At 42.3% G+C, this 21,787-nt stretch carries 17 protein-coding genes; all 17 read left to right on the forward strand.

What is annotated here, in order from left to right; genetic code table 11:
- The first annotated feature begins 9 nt into the window (after positions 1–9).
- The 17 genes from AC1TO9_RS01305 (at position 10) to murA (ending at position 21,756) form a co-directional block, all read left to right on the forward strand.
- Positions 10–1,005: an ABC transporter ATP-binding protein gene (locus tag AC1TO9_RS01305; protein ID WP_482054703.1), complete on the forward strand. Its 996-nt coding sequence runs from the start codon at positions 10–12 to the stop codon at positions 1,003–1,005.
- Positions 1,002–1,925 carry an ABC transporter ATP-binding protein gene (locus AC1TO9_RS01310; protein ID WP_482054704.1) on the forward strand — a complete coding sequence of 308 codons (924 nt, stop codon included), beginning with the start codon at positions 1,002–1,004 and terminating at the stop codon, positions 1,923–1,925. Before AC1TO9_RS01305 ends, AC1TO9_RS01310 begins: the two co-directional genes overlap by 4 nt.
- 203 nt (positions 1,926–2,128) lie before the next feature.
- Positions 2,129–3,763 carry a bacillithiol biosynthesis cysteine-adding enzyme BshC gene (bshC, locus tag AC1TO9_RS01315; RefSeq protein WP_482058182.1) on the forward strand — a complete coding sequence of 545 codons (1,635 nt, stop codon included), beginning with the start codon at positions 2,129–2,131 and terminating at the stop codon, positions 3,761–3,763.
- 23 nt (positions 3,764–3,786) lie between these two features.
- On the forward strand, positions 3,787–5,055 hold the full coding sequence (locus AC1TO9_RS01320; protein WP_482054706.1) for an adenosylhomocysteinase: 1,269 nt from the start codon (positions 3,787–3,789) through the stop codon (positions 5,053–5,055).
- A gap of 528 nt (positions 5,056–5,583) precedes the next feature.
- Positions 5,584–6,021, forward strand: coding sequence for a division/cell wall cluster transcriptional repressor MraZ (gene mraZ, locus AC1TO9_RS01325; RefSeq protein WP_482058389.1), 438 nt, complete (start codon positions 5,584–5,586; stop codon positions 6,019–6,021).
- Positions 6,022–6,041: 20 nt separating this feature from the next.
- Positions 6,042–6,992, forward strand: a complete 951-nt coding sequence (rsmH, locus tag AC1TO9_RS01330; protein WP_482054708.1) for a 16S rRNA (cytosine(1402)-N(4))-methyltransferase RsmH — start codon at positions 6,042–6,044, stop codon at positions 6,990–6,992.
- Positions 6,993–7,099: 107 nt separating this feature from the next.
- On the forward strand, positions 7,100–7,519 hold the full coding sequence (locus tag AC1TO9_RS01335; RefSeq protein WP_482058183.1) for a hypothetical protein: 420 nt from the start codon (positions 7,100–7,102) through the stop codon (positions 7,517–7,519).
- A gap of 18 nt (positions 7,520–7,537) precedes the next feature.
- A complete protein-coding gene (locus AC1TO9_RS01340) occupies positions 7,538–9,787 on the forward strand; it encodes a penicillin-binding protein (RefSeq protein ID WP_482058184.1) in 2,250 nt (749 codons plus the stop codon).
- Between the two features lie 95 nt (positions 9,788–9,882).
- Positions 9,883–11,802 (forward strand): stage V sporulation protein D, encoded by a 1,920-nt coding sequence (locus AC1TO9_RS01345; protein ID WP_482054711.1) that lies wholly within the window; start codon positions 9,883–9,885, stop codon positions 11,800–11,802.
- 46 nt (positions 11,803–11,848) lie between these two features.
- Positions 11,849–13,333 carry a UDP-N-acetylmuramoyl-L-alanyl-D-glutamate--2,6-diaminopimelate ligase gene (locus tag AC1TO9_RS01350; protein ID WP_482058185.1) on the forward strand — a complete coding sequence of 495 codons (1,485 nt, stop codon included), beginning with the start codon at positions 11,849–11,851 and terminating at the stop codon, positions 13,331–13,333.
- A complete protein-coding gene (locus AC1TO9_RS01355) occupies positions 13,333–14,727 on the forward strand; it encodes a UDP-N-acetylmuramoyl-tripeptide--D-alanyl-D-alanine ligase (protein WP_482054713.1) in 1,395 nt (464 codons plus the stop codon). Before AC1TO9_RS01350 ends, AC1TO9_RS01355 begins: the two co-directional genes overlap by 1 nt.
- 29 nt (positions 14,728–14,756) lie before the next feature.
- The gene (mraY, locus tag AC1TO9_RS01360) at positions 14,757–15,722 is read left to right on the forward strand and encodes a phospho-N-acetylmuramoyl-pentapeptide-transferase (protein ID WP_482054714.1); all 966 of its coding nucleotides are present in this window, start codon (positions 14,757–14,759) and stop codon (positions 15,720–15,722) included.
- 2 nt (positions 15,723–15,724) lie between these two features.
- Positions 15,725–17,146, forward strand: a complete 1,422-nt coding sequence (murD, locus tag AC1TO9_RS01365) for a UDP-N-acetylmuramoyl-L-alanine--D-glutamate ligase (protein WP_482058186.1) — start codon at positions 15,725–15,727, stop codon at positions 17,144–17,146.
- A 51-nt stretch (positions 17,147–17,197) separates the two neighbouring features.
- Positions 17,198–18,295 carry a stage V sporulation protein E gene (gene spoVE, locus AC1TO9_RS01370; RefSeq protein WP_482058187.1) on the forward strand — a complete coding sequence of 366 codons (1,098 nt, stop codon included), beginning with the start codon at positions 17,198–17,200 and terminating at the stop codon, positions 18,293–18,295.
- 5 nt (positions 18,296–18,300) lie between these two features.
- Positions 18,301–19,422, forward strand: coding sequence for an undecaprenyldiphospho-muramoylpentapeptide beta-N-acetylglucosaminyltransferase (murG, locus tag AC1TO9_RS01375; protein WP_482058390.1), 1,122 nt, complete (start codon positions 18,301–18,303; stop codon positions 19,420–19,422).
- Positions 19,423–19,550: 128 nt separating this feature from the next.
- The gene (murB, locus tag AC1TO9_RS01380; protein ID WP_482058391.1) at positions 19,551–20,456 is read left to right on the forward strand and encodes a UDP-N-acetylmuramate dehydrogenase; all 906 of its coding nucleotides are present in this window, start codon (positions 19,551–19,553) and stop codon (positions 20,454–20,456) included.
- Positions 20,446–21,756, forward strand: coding sequence for a UDP-N-acetylglucosamine 1-carboxyvinyltransferase (murA, locus tag AC1TO9_RS01385; RefSeq protein WP_482054718.1), 1,311 nt, complete (start codon positions 20,446–20,448; stop codon positions 21,754–21,756). The genes murB and murA overlap by 11 nt, the downstream gene beginning before the upstream one ends.
- Positions 21,757–21,787: the final 31 nt, after the last annotated feature.

The raw sequence follows: 21,787 nt of genomic DNA on the forward strand, positions 1-21,787 counted from the left end.
GGTGGAACCATGGAGCCGATCCTACAAGTGAAAGACTTGCACGTATCATTTCATGTCAATGGGGGAGAAGTTCAGGCTGTACGCGGAATGAACTTTGAAATTGGAAAAGGTGAGACGGTGGCTATCGTCGGAGAATCAGGAAGTGGTAAAAGTGTTACCGCTCAGACGATCATGCGTTTAATTCCTTCGCCACCTTCACGGATTAAACAAGGTGAAATTATATTTCAAGGGGACAACCTTTTAAATAAATCCAATAAACAAATGGAAGCTATTCGCGGTAAAGATATTGGGATGATATTTCAAGATCCGATGTCTTCCCTAAATCCTACAATTAGAATAGGTAAACAGATTACGGAAGTTATGATGAAGCATCAGAAGATGTCAGCAAGTGAAGCGAAAAAACAAGCCATTGAAATGCTGATACTTGTCGGTATAAAGAATGCAGAAGCACGTTTCAATCAATATCCGCACGAATTCTCAGGTGGTATGCGCCAGCGCGTTATGATCGCGATTGCTTTAGCATGCCGACCTGCACTTCTGATCGCTGATGAGCCGACTACAGCTTTGGATGTTACGATTCAGGCTCAGATCTTGGATGTTATGAAGGAAATGCAACAACGCTTAGGAACATCGATTATTCTGATAACACATGATCTTGGGGTAGTAGCGGGGATGTGTGATCGAGTTATCGTGATGTATGCAGGTGAAGTGGTAGAGACGGGTACAGTGATGGAAATATTCAAAAATCCTCAGCATCCTTATACAAGAGGACTTTTGCGTTCCATGCCGAGACTTGATCAGCAAAAAGGAGAGCCACTTATTCCTATTATAGGAACACCACCAGATCTCATTAAGCCACCACTAGGATGTGCATTCTGCGCTCGTTGTGATGAGGCAATGAAAGTCTGTGTAACGAACAATCCAGAGACGACAGTGTTTAGTGACACACATACAGCACGTTGTTGGAACTTGCATCCGATGGCTCAGAAGGGAGAATCATCATGAGTCAACCACTTATACAAGTCAACGGATTGAAGAAATATTTCAATGTGGGCAAAGGAAGTGTACTTAAGGCCGTTGATGATATTAACTTTTCTATTCGCGAAGGTGAAACGTTGGGGGTTGTTGGGGAGTCTGGTTGTGGTAAATCCACAGCAGGTCGTACGATACTTCGATTATACGAACCAACGGCAGGTAGTGTTAGTTTCAATGGAACAGACATCTATAAACTTCCACCTAACAAAATGAAAGCTATGCGTCGCGATATGCAGATGATATTCCAAGATCCTTACGCTTCACTGAATCCACGTTTTACGGTGTCTGATATTATTGGTGAAGCATTTGATATTCATAAATTAACAGATAGTCGTAAAGAACGTAAGATGAAGATCGAAGAACTGCTAGATATGGTTGGTCTCAATCCTGATCATGCTACTCGTTATCCGCATGAATTCTCAGGTGGACAACGTCAACGTATTGGAATAGCCCGTGCGCTTGCTGTAAATCCAAAGTTTATTATATGTGATGAACCTATTTCTGCACTGGATGTATCTATCCAAGCACAGGTTGTAAATCTGCTGAAAGATCTACAAGATCGATTGGGATTGACATATTTATTCATTGCTCATGACTTATCTATGGTTAAACATATTAGTGACCGGGTTGCGGTTATGTATTTAGGTAAAATCGTTGAATTGGCCGAAAGTGAAGAGTTGTATAGTAATCCAATTCATCCGTATACCAAAACTCTTCTATCAGCAATTCCGATTGCAGATCCAGAGATTGAAGCGAACAAGAAGCGGATTATCATGCCTGATGATCTTGCGGGTCCGATTCATTCTGCTAATGGATCTAATGAAAGTTCGGTAGAATCAAAGCTTGTAGAAGTATCAAAAGGTCATTGGGTTGCAACTCCTTATGCTTAATTGATCAAATAACGTTAATAATTATTAAGCCGTCGGAGGAATTCGACGGTCTTTTTAGTTCTAAGAAATGAATGAATGTTAGTGGTAGGCAGGGGGTATAGAACTTCCTTTTGACTGAAAGAGGCATATTAGATACAATCAAGTAAGAATTTTAGATAATCTTCATGGATTTCTTTATTGTGTAAGAATAGGAGGTATACCCGATGGAAGTTGTTTCTGAGCCATTGCAAAGCGGCTCGACTTTGGCAGATGATTATATTCATCATTATGAGAAAGTCATACCGCTCTACGGTGAAGATTACCACTGTGATCAGACCTGGAGTGATCGAGTGGAATGGTTGGATGATACAGAGGACAGACGGGTAAATCGTCATGCCTTGGTTGAGATATTGAAAGAGTATAATGAGAAGCATAACTCTCACGATGCAGTACATACATCGCTATATATGTTAGAAAAGCCAGGTACACTGGTTGTAACGGGTGGTCAGCAAAGTGGGTTGTTCACCGGTTCTATGCTTGTGATATATAAAGCAATCACCATTATACAAACTGCTAGAGAAGCGGAAAGACGTCTGAAGCGTCCCGTAGTGCCAGTATTCTGGATAGCGGGTGAAGATCATGACTGGGATGAGGTAAACCATACGTATTTGAAAACAGCGGATAAGCAACAGTCTTCTAAGCTTATGTTGCCTAAATATATGACTTCACGTACATCCGTAAGCTATACTCCTGTTTCTCCACAGGAGTGGGATCAAGCCGTTAAGTCATTGACAGAGATGTTGCCGGACAGTGATGTGAAGGGCGAAATTTTGGCTAAAATTCAATATTCAACGAATACATCAGATAATCTAAGTGATGCATTTGCAAAACAGTTAGGTGATATCTTTGGAGAATATGGTCTCGTACTCTTAGATTCAGCAGATCCTCGATTACGTAAGCTTGAGGCGCCTATTTTTCAGTCGATGATTGAGCAGAATGAACAATTATCGCATGCTTATCGCTCATCTGCTGATCAGATAACATCCTTAGGTTATAAGTTGCAAGCCGACGTATCAGATGAGGGTGCCAATTTATTCTACCTTCATAATGGGGATAGGCTTCTATTGTTGAAGCAAGATGGTAAATTCATGGATCGTAAAGGACTGGTGTCCTTCACACAGGATCAACTGCTGGAGGTGCTACAGAAGCACCCAGAGCGTTTCAGTAATAATGTACTTACTCGACCGATCATGCAAGATTCACTATTTCCGGTCCTTGCGAGTGTGTTAGGTCAGGGAGAAATTGCTTACTGGGCTATTACACGACAAGCTTTTGAAATTATGGGCTTGAAGATGCCGATATTACTGCCACGGATGTCCTTTACTCTACTTGATAGAACACAACTGAAGTATATGGAGAAGTACGACCTTTCTTTTCAGGATGTGCAACATCATCTACAAGTGCGTCGAGAGCAATGGTTATCTCAACAAGATTCATTACAGATCGACCAGAAGTTTGCGGAAGCACGGAAAGCTTTTGAACAATTGTATGAGCCGTTAATAGATGATCTTGGAATTTTGCAAAAAGGATTATATACGTTGGGACAGAGTAATAAGGGGAAGATTATCGATCAGATTTCATATCTGGAGCGTAAGTCGAAGGAAGCACTTGAACAACGACATGATGCGGAGCTTCGTCAATGGGATCGGATAGGAGCTTCATTATTTCCTAATGGTAAGCCACAAGAGAGAGTATATAATGTATATCAATATCTGAATCACTATGGATTGTCTTTGATTAGTGATTTGATGGATATGACGGTTGATTACTCAGAAGAGCATCGCGTTATTTTTATGTAATTTCAACTACTAGGAGGAGTACTATGAATTCTGCATCACTTAAGAACAGCATCGTTAAAGATATGACATTAGCGCCTGAAGGCCATTTGAAGATTGATTGGGTCGAGGCTCACATGCCAGTCCTTAATCGGATACGTAAGCAATTTGAAGCGGAGCAGCCTTTTAAAGGGTTGAAGGTAGCCATATCACTCCATTTGGAAGCAAAGACAGCTTATTTGGCCAAAGTTGTGAAGGCAGGCGGGGCGGAAGTTACGATCGCAGGAAGTAATCCTCTCTCCACGCAGGATGATGTATGTGCTGCATTGGTGGAAGATGGTGTTACTGTGCTGGCTAAGCATAATCCGGAGCCAGCAGAATATAAAAAGATGTTGATTACGTTGCTTGAGACCAAACCTGATCTTATTATTGATGATGGTGGTGACCTGGTCACAATACTCCATACGGAACGACCCGATCTCCTTGCGAACATTCGGGGTGGTGCGGAGGAGACAACTACGGGTATTCTACGGCTTAAAGCTATGGAGAAGGATCAAATGCTTAAGCTGCCTATGGTTGCTGTCAACGATGCATATTGTAAATACCTTTTCGATAATCGTTACGGTACGGGCCAATCGGTGTGGGATGCGATTAATCGGACAACGAACTTAGTTGTAGCTGGTAAAACAGTCGTTGTTGTGGGATATGGCTGGTGTGGTAAAGGGGTGGCGATGCGTGCTAAAGGACTGGGTGCTAATGTCATTGTTACAGAAGTGAATCCAATTCGGGCTGTTGAGGCTCATATGGATGGATTTCATGTTATGACTATGGTTGATGCAGCCAAATTAGGCGATTTCTTTATTACCGTAACAGGTAATCGTGATGTCATTACAGGTGAGCATTATGATGTGATGAAAGATGGAGCAATTCTTGCTAACGCTGGGCATTTCGATGTTGAGGTGAATAAGCCAGAACTTCTTGCTCGCTCTAGTTCTGTTCGTACTGTCCGCCGGAATATTGAGGAATATCAATTTAAGGACGGACGCAAGATGTATTTGATTGCTGAAGGACGCTTAGTCAACTTAGGAGCAGGTGATGGTCACCCAGCAGAAATTATGGATATGACATTCGCATTGCAGGCTCTATCTCTTAAATATGTGAATGAACATTACGAGGAATTGGGTAAAGCAGTTATTAGTGTTCCTTATTCTATTGATGAACAAGTGGCAAGATATAAATTAGAAAGCTTGGGTATTTCACTAGATACGTTAAGCCCCGAACAAGCGACTTATTTAGAAAGTTGGAATACGAACTAGGTTTAACACGATAATGAAACATTGGTGTAGGCGTTAAGAACGGTAGCAAGGTGGTTCTTATGTTACTTCACAACGGATCTTATCGAAATAGTTAAACCCAGATTTTAGTGTAGAGCCAATTTCGTGAAATAAAATTCAATAAATCAGGGCGACATTCCATTCAAATTTGAGTGGAATGTCGCCTTTATTTATGTTCTTCTTTAATGAGTTTAATTCTATGGCTTACTCTCATAACATATTAGACACTAAAAGTATAATTTTTTATAAGGGTCATTAGACCTATATTTAATGAACTTTAAGAGATTGTAAAAGGTGATGAAATTGCTTGGAAAGGGCGGTGTGATGCTTAATATGTCATTTTTAATTCCGAATATAGTCTATCGGAAAATGCTGGATTAGAGACTTTAGACTCACTTACAGTATTTAACTCATAAAGAAGGACTTTGATTTTTAGTGGCGAATAAAGTATTGTTAAGTGGTGTAAAGTGGTGCAAAGTGGGGAAATCGGACTAAGGAGTGATTGGAACAATGTTTATGGGAGAATTTCAACATAGCATTGATGATAAGGGGCGGATTATTATCCCTGTCAAATTCCGTGAACTTTTAGGGACCTCATTCGTTGTGACTCGTGGATTAGATCAATGTCTCTTTGTCTATCCAAGAGAAGAATGGACACTGCTAGAACAGAAGCTTAAATCACTTCCGTTAATGAAATCTGAGGCACGGGCTTTCACTAGATTTTTTTTCTCAGGCGCTACAGAATGTGAATGGGATAAACAGGGCAGGGTAAATCTACCGGGCAATCTCAGAGACTACGCTAAATTTGATAAAGAATGCGTTGTTCTCGGTGTATCTAACCGGATGGAAATATGGAGCAAACCAATTTGGAATGAATATTACGATCAATCTGAAGAATCATTTAACGATATTGCTGAAAAATTAGTCGATTTTAACTTTGATTTTTAATATTTTGGAGGGATTACATTTTGTTTCATCACATCACAGTGCTCAAAGAAGAAGCAGCAGAAGGATTGCGCATCAAGAGAGATGGTATTTATGTCGACTGTACTTTAGGAGGCGCGGGACATAGTTCCTTAATCGCATCAAAGCTTGGAGAATATGGAAGATTAATTGGTCTGGATCAAGATGACTGGGCATTAGAGCATGCTAAGGAGAAATTAGCCCCATATAGCGATAGAGTTTCTTTAGTAAAAACGAACTTTCGTAATTTGGAAGAGACCCTGAAGGAACAGTCTGTTCCAGAGAAGGATGGTATCCCACAAGTAGATGGTATATTGTTCGATTTAGGTGTTTCTTCACCGCAGTTTGACGAGGGAGAGCGTGGGTTCAGTTACAACCTTGATGCTCCGTTAGATATGCGGATGGATCAATCGGCAGAGCTCACAGCGGATATTATTATCAATTCATGGTCTGAACAAGAGATCGCTAGGGTGTTATTTCAATATGGTGAAGAAAAGTTCTCTAGACGGATCGCTAAGTTGATCGTAGAGCGGCGTGAGAAACAACCGATACAAACTACTGGAGAACTAGCCGAGATTATTAAAGAAGGCATTCCAGCAGCTACGAGAAGAACAGGGGGACATCCTGCCAAGCGTAGTTTTCAAGGTCTGAGAATTGCGGTAAATGATGAACTTGGGGCTTTTGAAGAAGGATTGCATCAAGCGGTTCGTTGCCTGGCACCAGGAGGAAGAGTATCGGTTATTACATTCCATTCGTTGGAAGATCGTATTTGTAAACAGATACTTAGCAGTTATGTTGCGAAATGTACATGCCCACCTGATTTTCCAATGTGTGTATGCGGAAATCAAGGTCAAATTAAACTAATAAATCGAAAACCTATCGTTCCAAGTGAATTGGAACTTGAAGAGAACTCTCGCTCAAGATCTGCAAAACTTCGGGTCGCAGAGAAACTATAATTAAACTGTATTTGGAAAAAGTGAAAGTTCAAAAAGTCGCAGATCAAAAGCTGACTTTTTGAACTACATTTAAAAGATAATCAGGAGAGCTCAGGGGGAGAGAATGAATGGCGTATACGCGTGGCAATTTAGCAGTAAAACCAAAACCAATAGAACGAGTATCTCCTGGATATCGTGAGCAGACAAAAGTTATTACTCGCCGAACCTCGATTCCGATTAGAGAAAAGCTTCTATATTTATTTACGGTTCTAGTGTGTGTAGCTTTGGCAAGTCTTGTTATTTGGCGGTACGCACATATTTATGAATTAAATAAACAGAGCCAAAAAGTGAGTGCTGTGATCTCAAGTAATACACTTAAGATTTCTCAGTTGGAAGTTCAGAGGCAAACTCTGAAAGAAAAGATTGTTGAAACCGCAATTAAAGAAGGGTATGTACTTCCCGAGGAGGCTAGTGTCATTTATGTCCCTCGTGTGTCTAGTTCAAATGTTACTACTGGAAATCTTAAAGTAGATGCAGCACAAAAATAGTGGATGTGAGGACTAAGCATGATAAAAAGAATAAAGCTACGCACACTGCTTGTAGGAGGATGCATAACCCTCCTTTTTGCTATTTTAATAACTAGAGTATTTATCATTCAAGTTGTAAAAGGAGATCAATGGCATGAACTAGCCGTTAAGAATTGGTCCAAACAAGATGTCATTGCTGCTACACGGGGTACGATAACAGATCGAAAAGGTAATGCACTCGCGATTGATGCACCTGCCTATACGGTGACTGTGAATCCGAAAGTGATTCATGAGAATGGGATCGAGGAAGAAGTGGTAGCCGGGTTACATCAAATTCTCGGAAAAGATGAGGATGAGCTACGTAAGCTAGTAACAGCAACTGATGATAAGGGTGTGCTTCGGACTAGCAGAGAGGTTCGTACGGAAGGTTGGAAGGTCGATCAGGCTAAGCGTGATGAGGTAGCTGCGTTAATAGCCGAGATAAAGACTCAATTGAAGAATAATAAAAAGAAACCAGATGCAGGTATTGGATTGCTCAAAGAACAAAAGCGATACTATCCTAAAAACAATTTAGCAGCACATATATTAGGTTATCTAGATCGTGATGGTGATGCAATCTTAGGATTAGAGGCCACTTACGATGATATGCTCAGGGGAACGAATGGGTCGATAAATTACAAAAGTGATGGACAATTAGATAAACTGCCCAATGCAGATGAGGTCTATGTGCCGGCGATAAATGGGAATAATATCCAACTGACCATTGACGATACGATACAGTATTATATTGAAGATGCCATGAAAGAGGCCGTTGAGAAATACAAACCGATTAGTATGACTGTGATCGCTGTAGATCCCAACACGATGGAAGTGCTAGGTTTAGCCAATATGCCTACTTTCAATCCTAATTCATTCTGGGAAACACCAGAACCGGAGAAATACTATAACCATGCAGTGAGGTCACTATATGAACCAGGTTCCACATTTAAAATTGTGACCTTGGCGGGTGCGATAGAAGAGAAGTTAATTAAACCGACAGACGAGTATGTATCAGGTCAGATCAGAGTACAAGGTACCAAGACGACACTAAAGGATATCAAACGTGCAGGTTGGGGTACGATATCCTACTTAGAAGGAGTCAAGCGTTCGAGTAACGTGGCATTTGTAAAGATGGGATTTGAAATGTTGGGGAAAGAGCGATTGCTTCAATATATTAATAACTTCGGTTTTGGGCAAAAGACCGAAATAGAGATGGCTGGTGAGGCTTCTTGGCCTATTGATCTACCCGGGAATGTCGAAGTTGCAACGGCATCCTATGGTTATGGGGTCTTAGTTACTCCGATACAGCAGGTGACAGCTATCGCTGCGATAGCTAATGGTGGGAAATTGATGCAACCGCATATCATTAAAGAAATTCATGATCCGAATACAGGGATAACTGAAGTGACCAAACCAGAAGTGATCCGACAGGTCATATCACCGGAGACGGCGAAAGAAACGGGTAGTTATCTAGAACAAGTAGTTGCAGACCAAGAGATTGGTACAGGTCGCCATGCTTATATCGAAGGATATCGAGTAGCAGGTAAGACAGGAACGGCTGTTAAACTCGTTAAAGATGCAGCTGGTAAGAGTGTTTATGATGACAAAAAAGCAGTCGTATCCTTTGTGGGATATGCTCCTGTAAATGATCCCCAAATTGCTGTCATTGTCATCATGGATGAGCCCAATGATCCTAATGCGGGTGGGGGTGCAGTCGCAGCACCTGTATTTGCAAAGATAGTAAGCCAATCTCTTCAGTATATGAATGTACCTAAAACACGAATAGCTAATAGCGAAGGCTCTAATAAGAGTACAGATAAGGATAGTAGCTCGCAAGTGATTAAGTATACGACTCCAGAATTAACAGGGAAATCGATTGAATCTGCAAAGAGTGAATTGCTTAATACAGGTATCGCATACGAAACATTAGGAAAAGGTAATAATGTGATTCGACAATATCCTGCGAAAGGTTCTATAATGAGCGGTGGGCAACGGATCTACCTTCTAACTGAAGATAGCAAGACGATGGAAGTTCCTGATTTAAAAGGGGAGTCTTTGAGAGACGCACTTCAGGTGCTGACGTTAATGAAATTGAAAGTTAGCGTTGAAGGTGAAGGCTATGTCGTTGAGCAACAAGAAATACAAGATCAAGGGAATGTGATCGTACAATTAACTTTGAATCCATTTTATGGAGACATGGATGAAAGTGTCAAAGAAGATGTAAATGAAGACGTAAAAGAAGAAGAGTAGGGAAGATAGCTTGTTCTAAGCCCTAGTAATCCTGAATAATCATGATAGGAATAAGGATCATGAAATGAAGTAAGGATCACTAGGGAGGGTATGCGATGAAAGTTTCAAATATGACGCTGAGACGGAGGCTACTATGGAGCTTGCTGTTCTTTTGCGTTCTGTTCACAGCTCTAATAGGTAGGCTTGCATATTTACAGTTTGGACAAGGTAAGGAATTATCGGCTAAAGCAGAGGCACTGTGGCGTAGAGATCTTCCGTTCACCGCTAAAAGAGGAGAGATTCTAGATCGTAATGGAATTGCATTGGCCTACAATGTCAGTTCACCGACAGTATGGGTGATTCCCGTTCAGATTAAGGATCCCGAAACGACAGCGGCGACATTATCACCTCTACTTGGTATGAGCCAAGAGAATATTATGAAGATCATAACGAAGAAAAAATCAAATGAAAAATTACAACCCGGTGGACGTAAGATCACGATGGAGCTTGCTCAGAAAATTCGTGATTTGAAGCTTCCGGGTATCATTGTTGCAGAGGATAATAAAAGGTATTATCCTTATGGTGATCTAGCTGCTCATATTCTCGGGTTTACTGGAATTGATAATCAGGGGATAACAGGGGTTGAGCAAAAGTATGATGATCTGTTGAAAGGCTTGGATGGTAACGTATCCTATTTGTCTGATGCAGCGGGAAGATTAATGCCAGGTTCCTCGGAGAAATATGCTGAACCGAAGGATGGCTTGAGTCTGGAGCTCACCATCGATAAACCCATCCAGTCCATTATAGAACGTGAATTAGATCAAGCCATGGTTCAGTTTCAAGCTCGCGGCACCTGGGCTATAGCGATGAATCCCAAAACGGGGGAGATTCTTGGGATGGCTAGCAGACCTGGGTTTGAACCAGCACAATATCAGGAGTATCCGTCTGAAGTGTATAATCGGAACCTCCCCATTTGGATGACTTATGAGCCGGGCTCTACTTTTAAAATCATAACGCTCGCAGCCGCATTAGAAGAGAAAAAAGTTGATTTGGAGCGTGACACTTTTTTTGATCCAGGTTATGTTAAAGTAGGAGGAGCTACTCTGAAATGCTGGAAAAGAGGCGGTCATGGTAGTGAGACCTTTCTTGAGGTTGTAGAGAACTCCTGTAATCCAGGGTTTGTGGCATTAGGTCAAAGGCTAGGTAAAGAATCTCTTTTTAAATATATAAAAGATTTCGGCTTTGGTGCCAAGACAGGTATTGATCTGAATGGGGAAGAGAATGGTATATTATTCAAATTGTCTCGAGTAGGTCCTGTGGAGTTAGCAACAACATCTTTCGGTCAAGGAGTATCCGTTACACCGATCCAGCAAGTGGCGGCTGTTTCAGCTGCGATAAATGGAGGGAATCTGTACAAACCATATATTTCAAAGGCATGGATTAATACGGAAACGAATACGGTTGTAGAAGAGAATAAACCGGAACTGGTAAGACGTGTTATTTCAGAAGAGACTTCTCTTAAAGTCAGAGAGGCATTGGAAAGTGTCGTAGCTAAAGGAACAGGTCGGCCAGCTTTTATCGATGGATATCGAGTTGGTGGAAAGACGGGGACGGCGCAAATTGTCGTCAATGGTCGTTATTCTGCTTCGGAGCATATCGTATCATTTATCGGATTTGCACCAGCGGACGATCCACAAATTGTCGTGTATGCAGCTGTTGATAACCCGAAGGGGATTCAATTCGGTGGTGTTGTTGCTGCTCCTATTGTGCAGAATATTCTAGAGGATTCACTTCACTACATGAAAGTACCCGAACGCCAAGATCAAATGACAAAGGAATATAAATATGGAGAGACCCCAATTGTCACTGTACCTGATCTTGTCGGTGCAACAGTTCAGGATTTATATGAGGAGCTCAATATGAATTTCAACCTCTCTAAATCTGGAAGTGGTACAACCGTTGTCAGTCAGGCGCCCAAACCGGGCAGCAGAGTAGAGCGGGGATCGACCATTCGTATATATATGGGGAGTTCGTAATATTCGTCCTTGTTGGCGACAATTGAAATAAGCGAGGGATTTAGAGATGAGACTTAATGAATTAGCTTCAACCTTAATGATCAAACGCATTATTGGAAATGGCGATATTACAATATCTGGAATACAAACGGATTCTCAGAGAGTTATCGCCGGGGATTTATTTATCTGCTTGCCTGGTCATACGGTCGATGGACATGATTATGCTGAGGAAGCTATGACCAAAGGGGCGGTAGCGCTCGTTGTAGAACGTCAATTGGATATTGACCTGCCACAGATTATCGTGAAAGACTGCCGTTATGCGATGGCTGTACTGTCAGATTCATTCTTTGGATCACCGAGCAAACAAATGAAGGTCATTGGAATTACAGGAACGAATGGTAAAACAACGACAGCTTATCTAATCGAGAAAATTATGAATGATCATGGTGTGAAAACGGGGCTGATTGGTACCATTCAAATGCGTTATGGAGGGCGTTCCTTCCCAATGTCTGGAACAACGCCAGAAGCTTTGGAATTACAGCGTTCTTTGCATGATATGGGTGTAAGTGGCACTCGCTGTTGTGTGATGGAAGTATCCTCTCATGCTTTGGAACAAGGCCGGGTTAAGGGGACTGATTTCCGCACAGTTGTGTTTACTAATCTTACTCAAGATCATCTGGATTATCATAGTACGATGGAGAAGTATCGTGAAGCAAAAGGATTACTCTTTTCTAGAATGGGGAACTCCTTCCAGAGTAGTCCAGATAAACGGAAGTTCGCTGTGCTGAATGCAGATGACGCTGCTTCTGATTATTTCAAAAATATTACGTCCTCTGAAGTGGTGACATATGGTTTAGATGAAAGTGCGGATGTGCGAGCTACTCAAATCTCGATTACCTCGCAGGGCACTGAATTCCATGTTGCTACCTTCAAAGGAAGCACAGATATTAAGTTAAAAATGGTCGGTAAATTTAATGTTTATAACGCACTTGCTGCAATAACGGCTGCATTACTTGAAGGAATTGAACTTGAGGAAATAAGACGCAGTCTTGAATCGTTAGCAGGTGTAGATGGACGTGTCGAAGCGGTGGATGCAGGCCAACCATTTGCAGTTATTGTAGATTATGCTCATACACCAGATGGACTTGAGAATGTCTTGAAGACTGTGAAAGAGTTCGCACAAGGACGCATTCTAACTGTTTTTGGTTGTGGTGGGGATCGAGATCGAGCGAAGCGTCCATTGATGGGGAAAATTGCTGCAAAGTATAGTGATGTGGTCTTTGTAACTTCTGATAATCCCCGGACAGAAGAGCCAGAAGCTATATTAAAGGAAATTGAACAGGGCCTAGTCGAAGATCATATTTCCGAAGATCGCTATCAATTGATTGAAGATCGGCGTACAGCTATTCAAAAGGCTATTGATATGGCAAGCCCTGAAGATGTAGTATTGATTGCGGGGAAAGGTCATGAGACCTATCAAAAAATTGGACAGACGACGCTTGAGTTCGATGATCGTGTCGTTGCCAAGGAAGCGATAAGGAGTTTACAATAGTGATTAATAAAACATTGGGTGAGATCGCTGTGATGTGCGGTGGAACGATCGCGCATACTCAGGATCCAGAAAAGCTAATTCATGGCGTTACGACAGACTCTCGTCATATTGCTGAGGGAAGCTTATTCATTCCGCTCGTAGGTGAACGGTATGATGGGCATGAATTTGCAGCTAGAGGGCTGGCGGAAGGGGCAGGTGCAACGTTGTGGCAACGGAACCGAGGTATACATCCTGTCGGTGCCGTTATTGAGGTAGAGGATACGCTGGTAGCATTGCAGTTACTTGCCAAATCCTATTTGAAAGAAATAGGAAGCAAAGTAGTTGGTATTACAGGAAGTAATGGTAAGACGACAACGAAAGATATGGTAGCAGCACTTCTTGAGACGACTTACAAGGTTCATAAAACAGAAGGCAACTTTAATAATCATATTGGTCTTCCACTTACCATTCTTGGAATGAGTGAAGATATAGATATTATAGTGCTAGAGATGGGGATGAGCGGACGTGATGAAATCAGCATTCTCTCAACCATTGCACAACCTGACATTGCTGTCATTACGAATATTGGAGAGTCTCACCTCCTGCAGTTGGGATCACGCGAGGAAATCGCCTTGGCGAAGTTAGAAATTGTGAGTGGAATGAAACCTGGCGGATTACTTATTTATAACGGTGATGAGCCTCTGATTCCACAAATATTAGCTGATTCAGCTACACTAAAACCAGTTGATTTACAAACATATACGTTTGGTATCGATTCAAATAATGATGATTATCCGACTGGAATGATGTTTCACGGTAAAGGTATTATTTTTACATCGTATGCTCATAAGGAGCTTAGTCTAGATCTTCCATTGCTTGGACGTCATAACGTACTTAATGCTTTAGCAGCACTTGCAGTTGCACGTTATTTCAATGTGAATGAAGACAACATGAAAGAAGGACTCTCGCACGTGCAGTTAACTGGTATGCGTATTGAACAAATCGTTACAGCAGATGGCTTAACGGTGTTAAATGATGCATATAATGCGAGTCCAACATCGATGAAAGCTGCGATTGATGTGCTATATGGTATGAAAGGATTTCGACGTAAAATCGCAGTGCTCGGGGACATGCTGGAGCTTGGCGCGCAGGAGAACGAGTATCATGCTGAAATAGGACGCTATATTACTACTGACACAGTGAATTTATTGTATACATTCGGACCATTATCTTCACATATAGCTGAAGCAGCTAGTGAGAATCTTTCGAGAACTAACGTATTTACATTTACAGACAAGGCAGAATTGATTAAACATCTCAATGAGCAGGTTCAACCGAAAGACATTGTCCTTGTGAAGGGTTCACGTGGGATGAAGTTGGAAGAAGTAGTGAATGCTCTTATTGAGAAATACTAGAAGATCTGACGAACCGAAGGGGTGAAACCATGGACATTAAATTATTACTACTAACGATCGGCGTATCCTTTATACTCGCGGTGATAGCCGCCCCCATACTCATTCCTTTGCTACGTCGTATGAAATTTGGACAGCAGGTCCGGCAAGATGGACCTGAGAGCCATTTGGCCAAAGCAGGCACACCGACGATGGGTGGAATCGTAATATTATTGGCGTTTACATTGTCATACTTGAAATTTTCTATTGTTAATACTGATTTTTACGTATTATTAGTTGCGACACTTGGATTTGGTTTAATAGGCTTTCTTGATGATTATGTCAAAATCGTCTTTAAACGGTCAATGGGATTGACAGCTCGCCAAAAATTGTTAGGACAATTGCTTTTCTCAGGAATTATTTGTTTTTTACTATTTCAAAATGGTCACGATACGTCGATTAGCATTCCTGGTACATCATGGGGCTGGGACTGGGGTGGATGGTTCTATTATCCATTCATCATCATCATGTTATTAGCGATCAGCAATGCTGTTAACTTTACGGATGGATTAGATGGCTTGCTCTCAGGAGTTAGTGCTATTGCATTAGGTGCCTTTGCTTTAGTAGCCATTCAGGGAACTTCCATGCCAGCGGCGTTCTGTGCGGCTGCAATGATTGGTGCTGTACTTGGCTTCTTAGTATTTAACGCGCATCCAGCCAAAGTATTCATGGGCGACACGGGATCTTTAGGCATAGGTGGAGCAATCGGTGCGATTGCGATCGTGACCAAGAGTGAGTTGCTGTTTCTTATTATTGGAGGAGTATTTGTCGTAGAAATGCTATCTGTGGTGCTACAAGTCGCATCATTTAAGACGAGAGGTAAACGTATATTCAAGATGAGTCCTATTCATCATCACTTTGAGCTCTCAGGATGGTCGGAATGGCGTGTTGTTATCACATTTTGGGTTGTGGGGGCCATACTTGCAGTTCTCGGACTTTATATTAACAAGGGGTTGTAATCATGAATCATCCAGACACATATAGAGGCAAACTAGTCGTTGTTCTAGGCTTAGCAAAAAGTGGTGTACAGGTTGCTAAAGTCCTCCATAAAATTGGGGCAATAGTAAAGGTGAACGATAGAAAAGAGAAAGAACAGTGTCCCGAGGCTTCTGAATTAGAGGCTTTGGGAATTTCTGTTATTTGTGGAGGTCATCCGGATGATCTCATTCATCCTGGCGTTGCTCTGGTGGTGAAGAATCCTGGTATTCCCTATTCTGCTCCCCCTTTGCTTAAAGCGAAGGAGTTAGGGATTGAAATTGTAACGGAAGTAGAGATTGCTTATCATTTATGTGCAGCACCTATGATTGGCATCACGGGTTCCAATGGAAAGACAACGACAACAACTTGGGTAGGCGAAATTTTTAGCTCTGCTGGATTATCTCCCATCATAGCTGGAAATATTGGGACACCTCTATGTGAAGCTGTACAAGAGGCTACTGATAATGATTGGATGGTTATTGAGTTAAGTAGTTTTCAGTTGAAAGGAACACAGCAATTTCGACCACGTATTGCTTGTCTTCTTAATGTTACGGAGACACACTTGGATTATCATGGCGACATGGATGATTATATTACATCGAAGGCTAAGTTGTTTGCAAATCAAGGAAAGGGAGATACCGCGATCCTCAATTGGGATGACCCAACCTGTCGAGCACTAGTGCCTCATTTGAAAGGTAAGATGATGCCCTTTTCTATAAAAGAAGAGCTACTAGAAGGTATATTTGTTAGTCCTCCATTTCATGTGAATACGGAGGATTCACTGATGCGTTGCGTTGTATATCGTGATCATGAAGGAAGACTTCACGAGATCATCCCTGTAGAGGATATTGGTATCAAGGGTCGTTTTAATATAGAAAATGCTCTTGCAGCGTGTGCTATTGCGATTGTCGCAGGTGTTTCAGTAGACCAACTTTCCGCACCACTCTCATATTTTCGAGGAGTGGAGCATCGTCTGGAATTCGTGGGAGAAGTAGCGGGTGCCTCATACTACAACAACTCGAAAGCAACCAATTCACAAGCAACTACGATGGCTCTTACATCGTTTAAGGAACCTATTATATTGATTGCTGGAGGATTGGATCGCGGGTCTGACTATATGGAATTACTTGCGGTTTTTCAAGGACGCGTAAGAGCTGTCATTTTACTTGGTGAAACGAAATATAAAATGGCTAAAGTAGCTGAGCTTGCCGGATTAAAGGATATTTATCTCGTCGATACTGTAGAGGATGCAGTAACAACATTGAACACAGCTGTGAGGCAAGCAGCTGAGTTAGCACAGAAGGGCGATATTGTACTTCTATCTCCGGCTTGTGCTAGCTGGGATATGTTTACCTCCTATGAAGAACGTGGACGCATGTTTAAAGAGGCGGTGCATAATCTTTAAGTAGGGGGGTGTGGATAAGCCCCTACTTTTTTAAGCAAGAGGTGGCTTCTCATGAATCGAACACGTCCATCACTAGATCTGTGGATCCTATTATGTATTCTGGGTCTCCTCACCATTGGGATAATAATGGTTTACAGCGCAGGCTCTGTCCTTGGTTTCCGTAACTATGGGGATTCCTTTTATTTCGTGAAACGCCAGGTTCTATTTGCGGTATTAGGCATTGCTACTATGTTCGTTACAGCAAATCTCGATTATCGAATATGGACTAAATATGCCAAAGCAGGTCTAGTGATCTGCTTTGTTCTGCTAGTGATTGTACTTATCCCTGGGATTGGTAATGTACGAGGAGGGGCGCGTAGCTGGCTAGGTATTAGTTCATTTGGCATTCAACCTTCAGAGTTTATGAAGCTTGGAATGATTTTGTTTCTTGCGAAATGGTTGAGTCAGGAACATTTCAATATTACTTCTTTTAGCAAAGGCCTTATGCCTCCACTAGGATTAATCGTTACGGCATTTGGGTTAATTATGATGCAACCGGATTTAGGTACAGGTAGTGTCATGTTCGGGGCTGCTATGATGATCGTGTTCACGGCAGGTGCACGTATGAAGCATCTTGGGATGTTGGCTCTTGTTGGTATCGCTGGATTTACTGGCTTAATTCTAGCTGCACCTTATCGTTTGAAGCGAATTACAGCATTTCTTGATCCATGGTCAGATCCTTTAGGCTCAGGATATCAGATCATTCAATCCCTTTATGCGATCGGTCCAGGTGGGCTTGGTGGATTAGGACTTGGAATGAGTCGACAAAAGTACAGCTATGTGCCGGAACCACAAACCGATTTTATATTTTCTATATTGGCTGAGGAGCTTGGGTTTATTGGGGGCATGATTGTATTACTACTGTTTCTGATCCTGATCTGGCGTGGCATGCGAATTGCGATGACCATTCCAGACCGCTTCGGCAGCTTGCTTGCTGTTGGGATTGTGGGCATGCTTGCTATCCAAGTCATCGTTAATATTGGTGTTGTTATCGGTCTAATGCCTGTGACAGGTATTACGTTGCCATTGATTAGTTATGGCGGTTCCTCACTTACCCTGATGCTTACGGCTCTAGGAATTCTACTTAATTTATCACGATATGCGAGGTGAACATGATGAGAGTCGTTCTATCTGGTGGTGGAACAGGTGGCCATATATATCCTGCTATTGCGATTGCAAGACAGTGTGAGGAAGAGGAGCCTGGGTCTGAATTTTTGTATATTGGTGGGAACCGGGGGTTGGAGAGTAAACTGATCCCTGAGGAGAATATTCCATTTGAATCAATCGATATTACCGGTTTTCGAAGGAAGCTTTCTATTGATAATGTAAAAACGATCTTTCGTTTTATTAAAGGTGTTCAGACATCGAAAGAGCTACTAACGAAGTTCAAGCCAGATGTTGTGGTTGGTACGGGTGGATATGTGTGCGGGCCAGTTGTTTATGCCGCGGCAAAATTGCGTATTCCATGTATTATTCATGAGCAGAATGCTATTCCGGGATTAACGAACTCATTCCTTAGCCGCTATGTAAATACAGTTGCGGTTAGCTTTGAGAACACTCAGTCTTTTTTTCCAAAAGCCAACAATGCTATTTACACTGGAAACCCAAGAGCGACAACGGTACGTTCTGCTAATAGAAATCGTGGGTTCGCTACGTTAGGTATACCGATGGATAGTTCTGTCGTTCTTATCGTCGGAGGAAGCCGAGGAGCACGTGTGATCAATGAGGCGATGATTCAAATGGCTCCACGTTTAGAATCATTAAAGCATCTTCATTTTGTTTATGTGACAGGAGAGGATTATTTCGATCAGACGCGTGAACTAATTCGAAGTGAACTCGGAAGTATGCCTAATCACCTGCATGTGCTTCCTTATGTACATAACATGCCAGAGGTACTGGCGGCAACGTCACTCATAGTGAATCGAGCAGGGGCTTCCTTTTTGGCGGAAATTAATTCACTAGGTATACCATCCATCCTTATTCCTTCTCCCAATGTTACGAACAATCATCAGGAAGCTAATGCAAGAATGTTAGAGAAGGAAGGAGCCACTCAAGTCATATTGGAAAAAGATTTGACAGCAGATCAGTTGTTTCGATCGATTGAAAATATTATGGGGGATTTAGATCTTCATAAAAAGATGTCTAACGCTTCAAAGAAGCTTGGTAAACCGGATTCAGCCCAACGGATGGTTGAGGAAATGCGACGTTTGTTAAGTGATTGTCACACACCCATGTAAGCTTACATAAGATACCGTATAATCGTGACAATCGCCCAGGGACACGGCAATATCGTACCAGAACTTTAAGTTCACCTAATTTGTTGAAAGATGACTTTGTACGATTTGAAGTGAAGGAGGAGTCTGCATTGCCGCAATGGATTTCACTATTAACGAACGCTAATGTCGGGGAAATAAGTCTGAATGAACCTATGACAAGACACACGACATGGAAAATCGGTGGACCTGCCGATGCCCTCATCGTTTCTGAAACTAGAGAACAGTTGCGAGAACTCCTTACTTTACTTCATTGTCATCATATTCCATGGATACAGGTTGGACGTGGCTCCAATATGTTGGTGTCGGATAAAGGCATCCGCGGAGTCGTTATCAAACTGGGTTCAGGATTGGAATATGCTAACTTTCAGGGGGAAACTGTGACCGCAGGTGGTAGTTGCTCATTAGTGAAGTTGAGCGTACTGGCAGGTAAACAGGGGTTAACGGGTATGGAGTTCGCAGGGGGGATTCCCGGTTCTGTCGGTGGAGCCGTATACATGAACGCTGGAGCCCATGGGTCAGATGTGTCACGCATATTCAAGTCCGCTGAGATTGTACTGGAAACAGGAGAATTGGTGACATGTACTGCTGAGGAAATGCAATTCGCTTATCGTCACTCTATTCTACATGAGAATAAGGGAATTGTAGTAGATGCTACATTCGGGCTTCGTTATGGAGAACGCAGAGAAATAGCGGCAGCATTAGCAACCTTTAAAGAACGTCGTCGTCGCACTCAGCCGCTACAATCGTGCTGTGCAGGAAGCGTGTTCCGTAATCCGCCTGGAGATCATGCAGCAAGGCTAATAGACGCTGCGGGATTAAAGGGCTATCATGTCGGTGGAGCAGAAGTTTCATTGCAGCATGCCAATTTTATTGTGAATACTGGTCAAGCGACAGCAGAGGACGTGCTCACCCTTATGCACGAAATTCAGGAGAGAATTTCTACTGAGTATGGGATCTCACTGATGCCAGAGGTGTTTATAGTGGGTGAGCGGTAAACTCGGAGGTGAAGCATTGGACAAATTGGTGATTGAGGGAGGCAAAACCTTATCAGGAAGCGTTCGTATCCATGGTGCGAAAAATGCAGCGCTACCAATTCTAGCGGCATGTATGCTAACTGATGGTGAAGTTCACTTGCATAATGTCCCTCGGCTATTGGATATTGAAGTCATGATGAACATCCTGAGCAGGCTCGGGTGCCAAGCAAGGCATGAGCAAGAAGTGATCATTGTGGATACGTCGTCCGCCAATTCGTTTCATGTACCAGAAGATTTAATGAAACAAATGCGTTCATCTATTTTTCTTATGGGGCCTTTACTTGGTCGATTTGGGGAAGTAACTATTTACCAGCCTGGGGGTTGCGCGATCGGAGAACGAAAGATTGACCTCCATCTACAAGGATTAAGGGCGTTGGGCGCAACTATTGAAGAAAAAGACCAACAGATTCTTTGTAGGGCGAGTAAATTGGTCGGAGCTGATATTCATTTGGATTTCCCTAGCGTAGGTGCAACGGAGAATATTATGATGGCAGCAGTTTTGGCTGAGGGGACAACTACGATTACGAATGCAGCTAGAGAACCCGAAATACAGGATCTACAGAATTTCTTGAATCAAATGGGAGCGGGTATTATCGGAGCTGGAACTGACACCATCACGATTCAGGGTGTTAAGAAGCTCAATCCATGCACGTATGAAATTATTCCAGATCGGATTGTAGCAGGTACTGTAATGATTGCAGCAGCAGTAACACGTGGAAATGTTACGTTAACTCATTGTAATCCTGCGCATCTCACGTCATTAATTCATGTCTTAAAGCGTGCTGGTATTCAAATTGGTATATGCAATGATATAATGACCGTAAGTTGTATGGGCCGGCCCAGAGCAGTGGAGCGGATTGTGACATCACCGTACCCGTCATTTCCAACAGATCTGCAATCCCAGGTAATGGTATTGTTGGCTTTGTCAGATGGATTTAGTATTATGAAGGAGACGGTTTTTGAAGGTAGATTTAAACATGTCGACGAGTTGACTGTGATGGGTGCAGATATTTCTATAGATCTCAATTGTGCATTTATACGTGGAGTCCAGAGATTATATGGGGCTACGGTTGAAGCAACGGATTTGAGGGCAGGCGCAGCCTTAGTCATTGCCGGTTTGGCAGCACAAGGGAAGACAATTGTAGAGCAGGTGCACCACATTGACCGGGGATATGATCATATTGAAATATTATTCCAGAAGCTTGGAGCTGATATTCAGCGGCATACTCCGGTGCCCAAACAGTTAGATTTGGCGAACTAAGGTCCTACTTATCCCCTCTAGAATTGAGGGG

The organism is Paenibacillus sp. Y916 (genome assembly GCF_056786435.1).

Coding starts and splice junctions, on each gene's coding strand:
- murD (WP_482058186.1), top strand. CDS start 15,725: ATGAATCATCCAGACACATATAGAGGCAAACTAGTCGTTGTTCTAGGC.
- spoVE (WP_482058187.1), top strand. CDS start 17,198: ATGAATCGAACACGTCCATCACTAGATCTGTGGATCCTATTATGTATT.
- AC1TO9_RS01335 (WP_482058183.1), top strand. CDS start 7,100: ATGGCGTATACGCGTGGCAATTTAGCAGTAAAACCAAAACCAATAGAA.
- AC1TO9_RS01305 (WP_482054703.1), top strand. CDS start 10: ATGGAGCCGATCCTACAAGTGAAAGACTTGCACGTATCATTTCATGTC.
- AC1TO9_RS01350 (WP_482058185.1), top strand. CDS start 11,849: ATGAGACTTAATGAATTAGCTTCAACCTTAATGATCAAACGCATTATT.
- AC1TO9_RS01320 (WP_482054706.1), top strand. CDS start 3,787: ATGAATTCTGCATCACTTAAGAACAGCATCGTTAAAGATATGACATTA.
- bshC (WP_482058182.1), top strand. CDS start 2,129: ATGGAAGTTGTTTCTGAGCCATTGCAAAGCGGCTCGACTTTGGCAGAT.
- AC1TO9_RS01340 (WP_482058184.1), top strand. CDS start 7,538: ATGATAAAAAGAATAAAGCTACGCACACTGCTTGTAGGAGGATGCATA.
- murG (WP_482058390.1), top strand. CDS start 18,301: ATGAGAGTCGTTCTATCTGGTGGTGGAACAGGTGGCCATATATATCCT.
- mraZ (WP_482058389.1), top strand. CDS start 5,584: ATGTTTATGGGAGAATTTCAACATAGCATTGATGATAAGGGGCGGATT.
- mraY (WP_482054714.1), top strand. CDS start 14,757: ATGGACATTAAATTATTACTACTAACGATCGGCGTATCCTTTATACTC.
- AC1TO9_RS01310 (WP_482054704.1), top strand. CDS start 1,002: ATGAGTCAACCACTTATACAAGTCAACGGATTGAAGAAATATTTCAAT.
- AC1TO9_RS01345 (WP_482054711.1), top strand. CDS start 9,883: ATGAAAGTTTCAAATATGACGCTGAGACGGAGGCTACTATGGAGCTTG.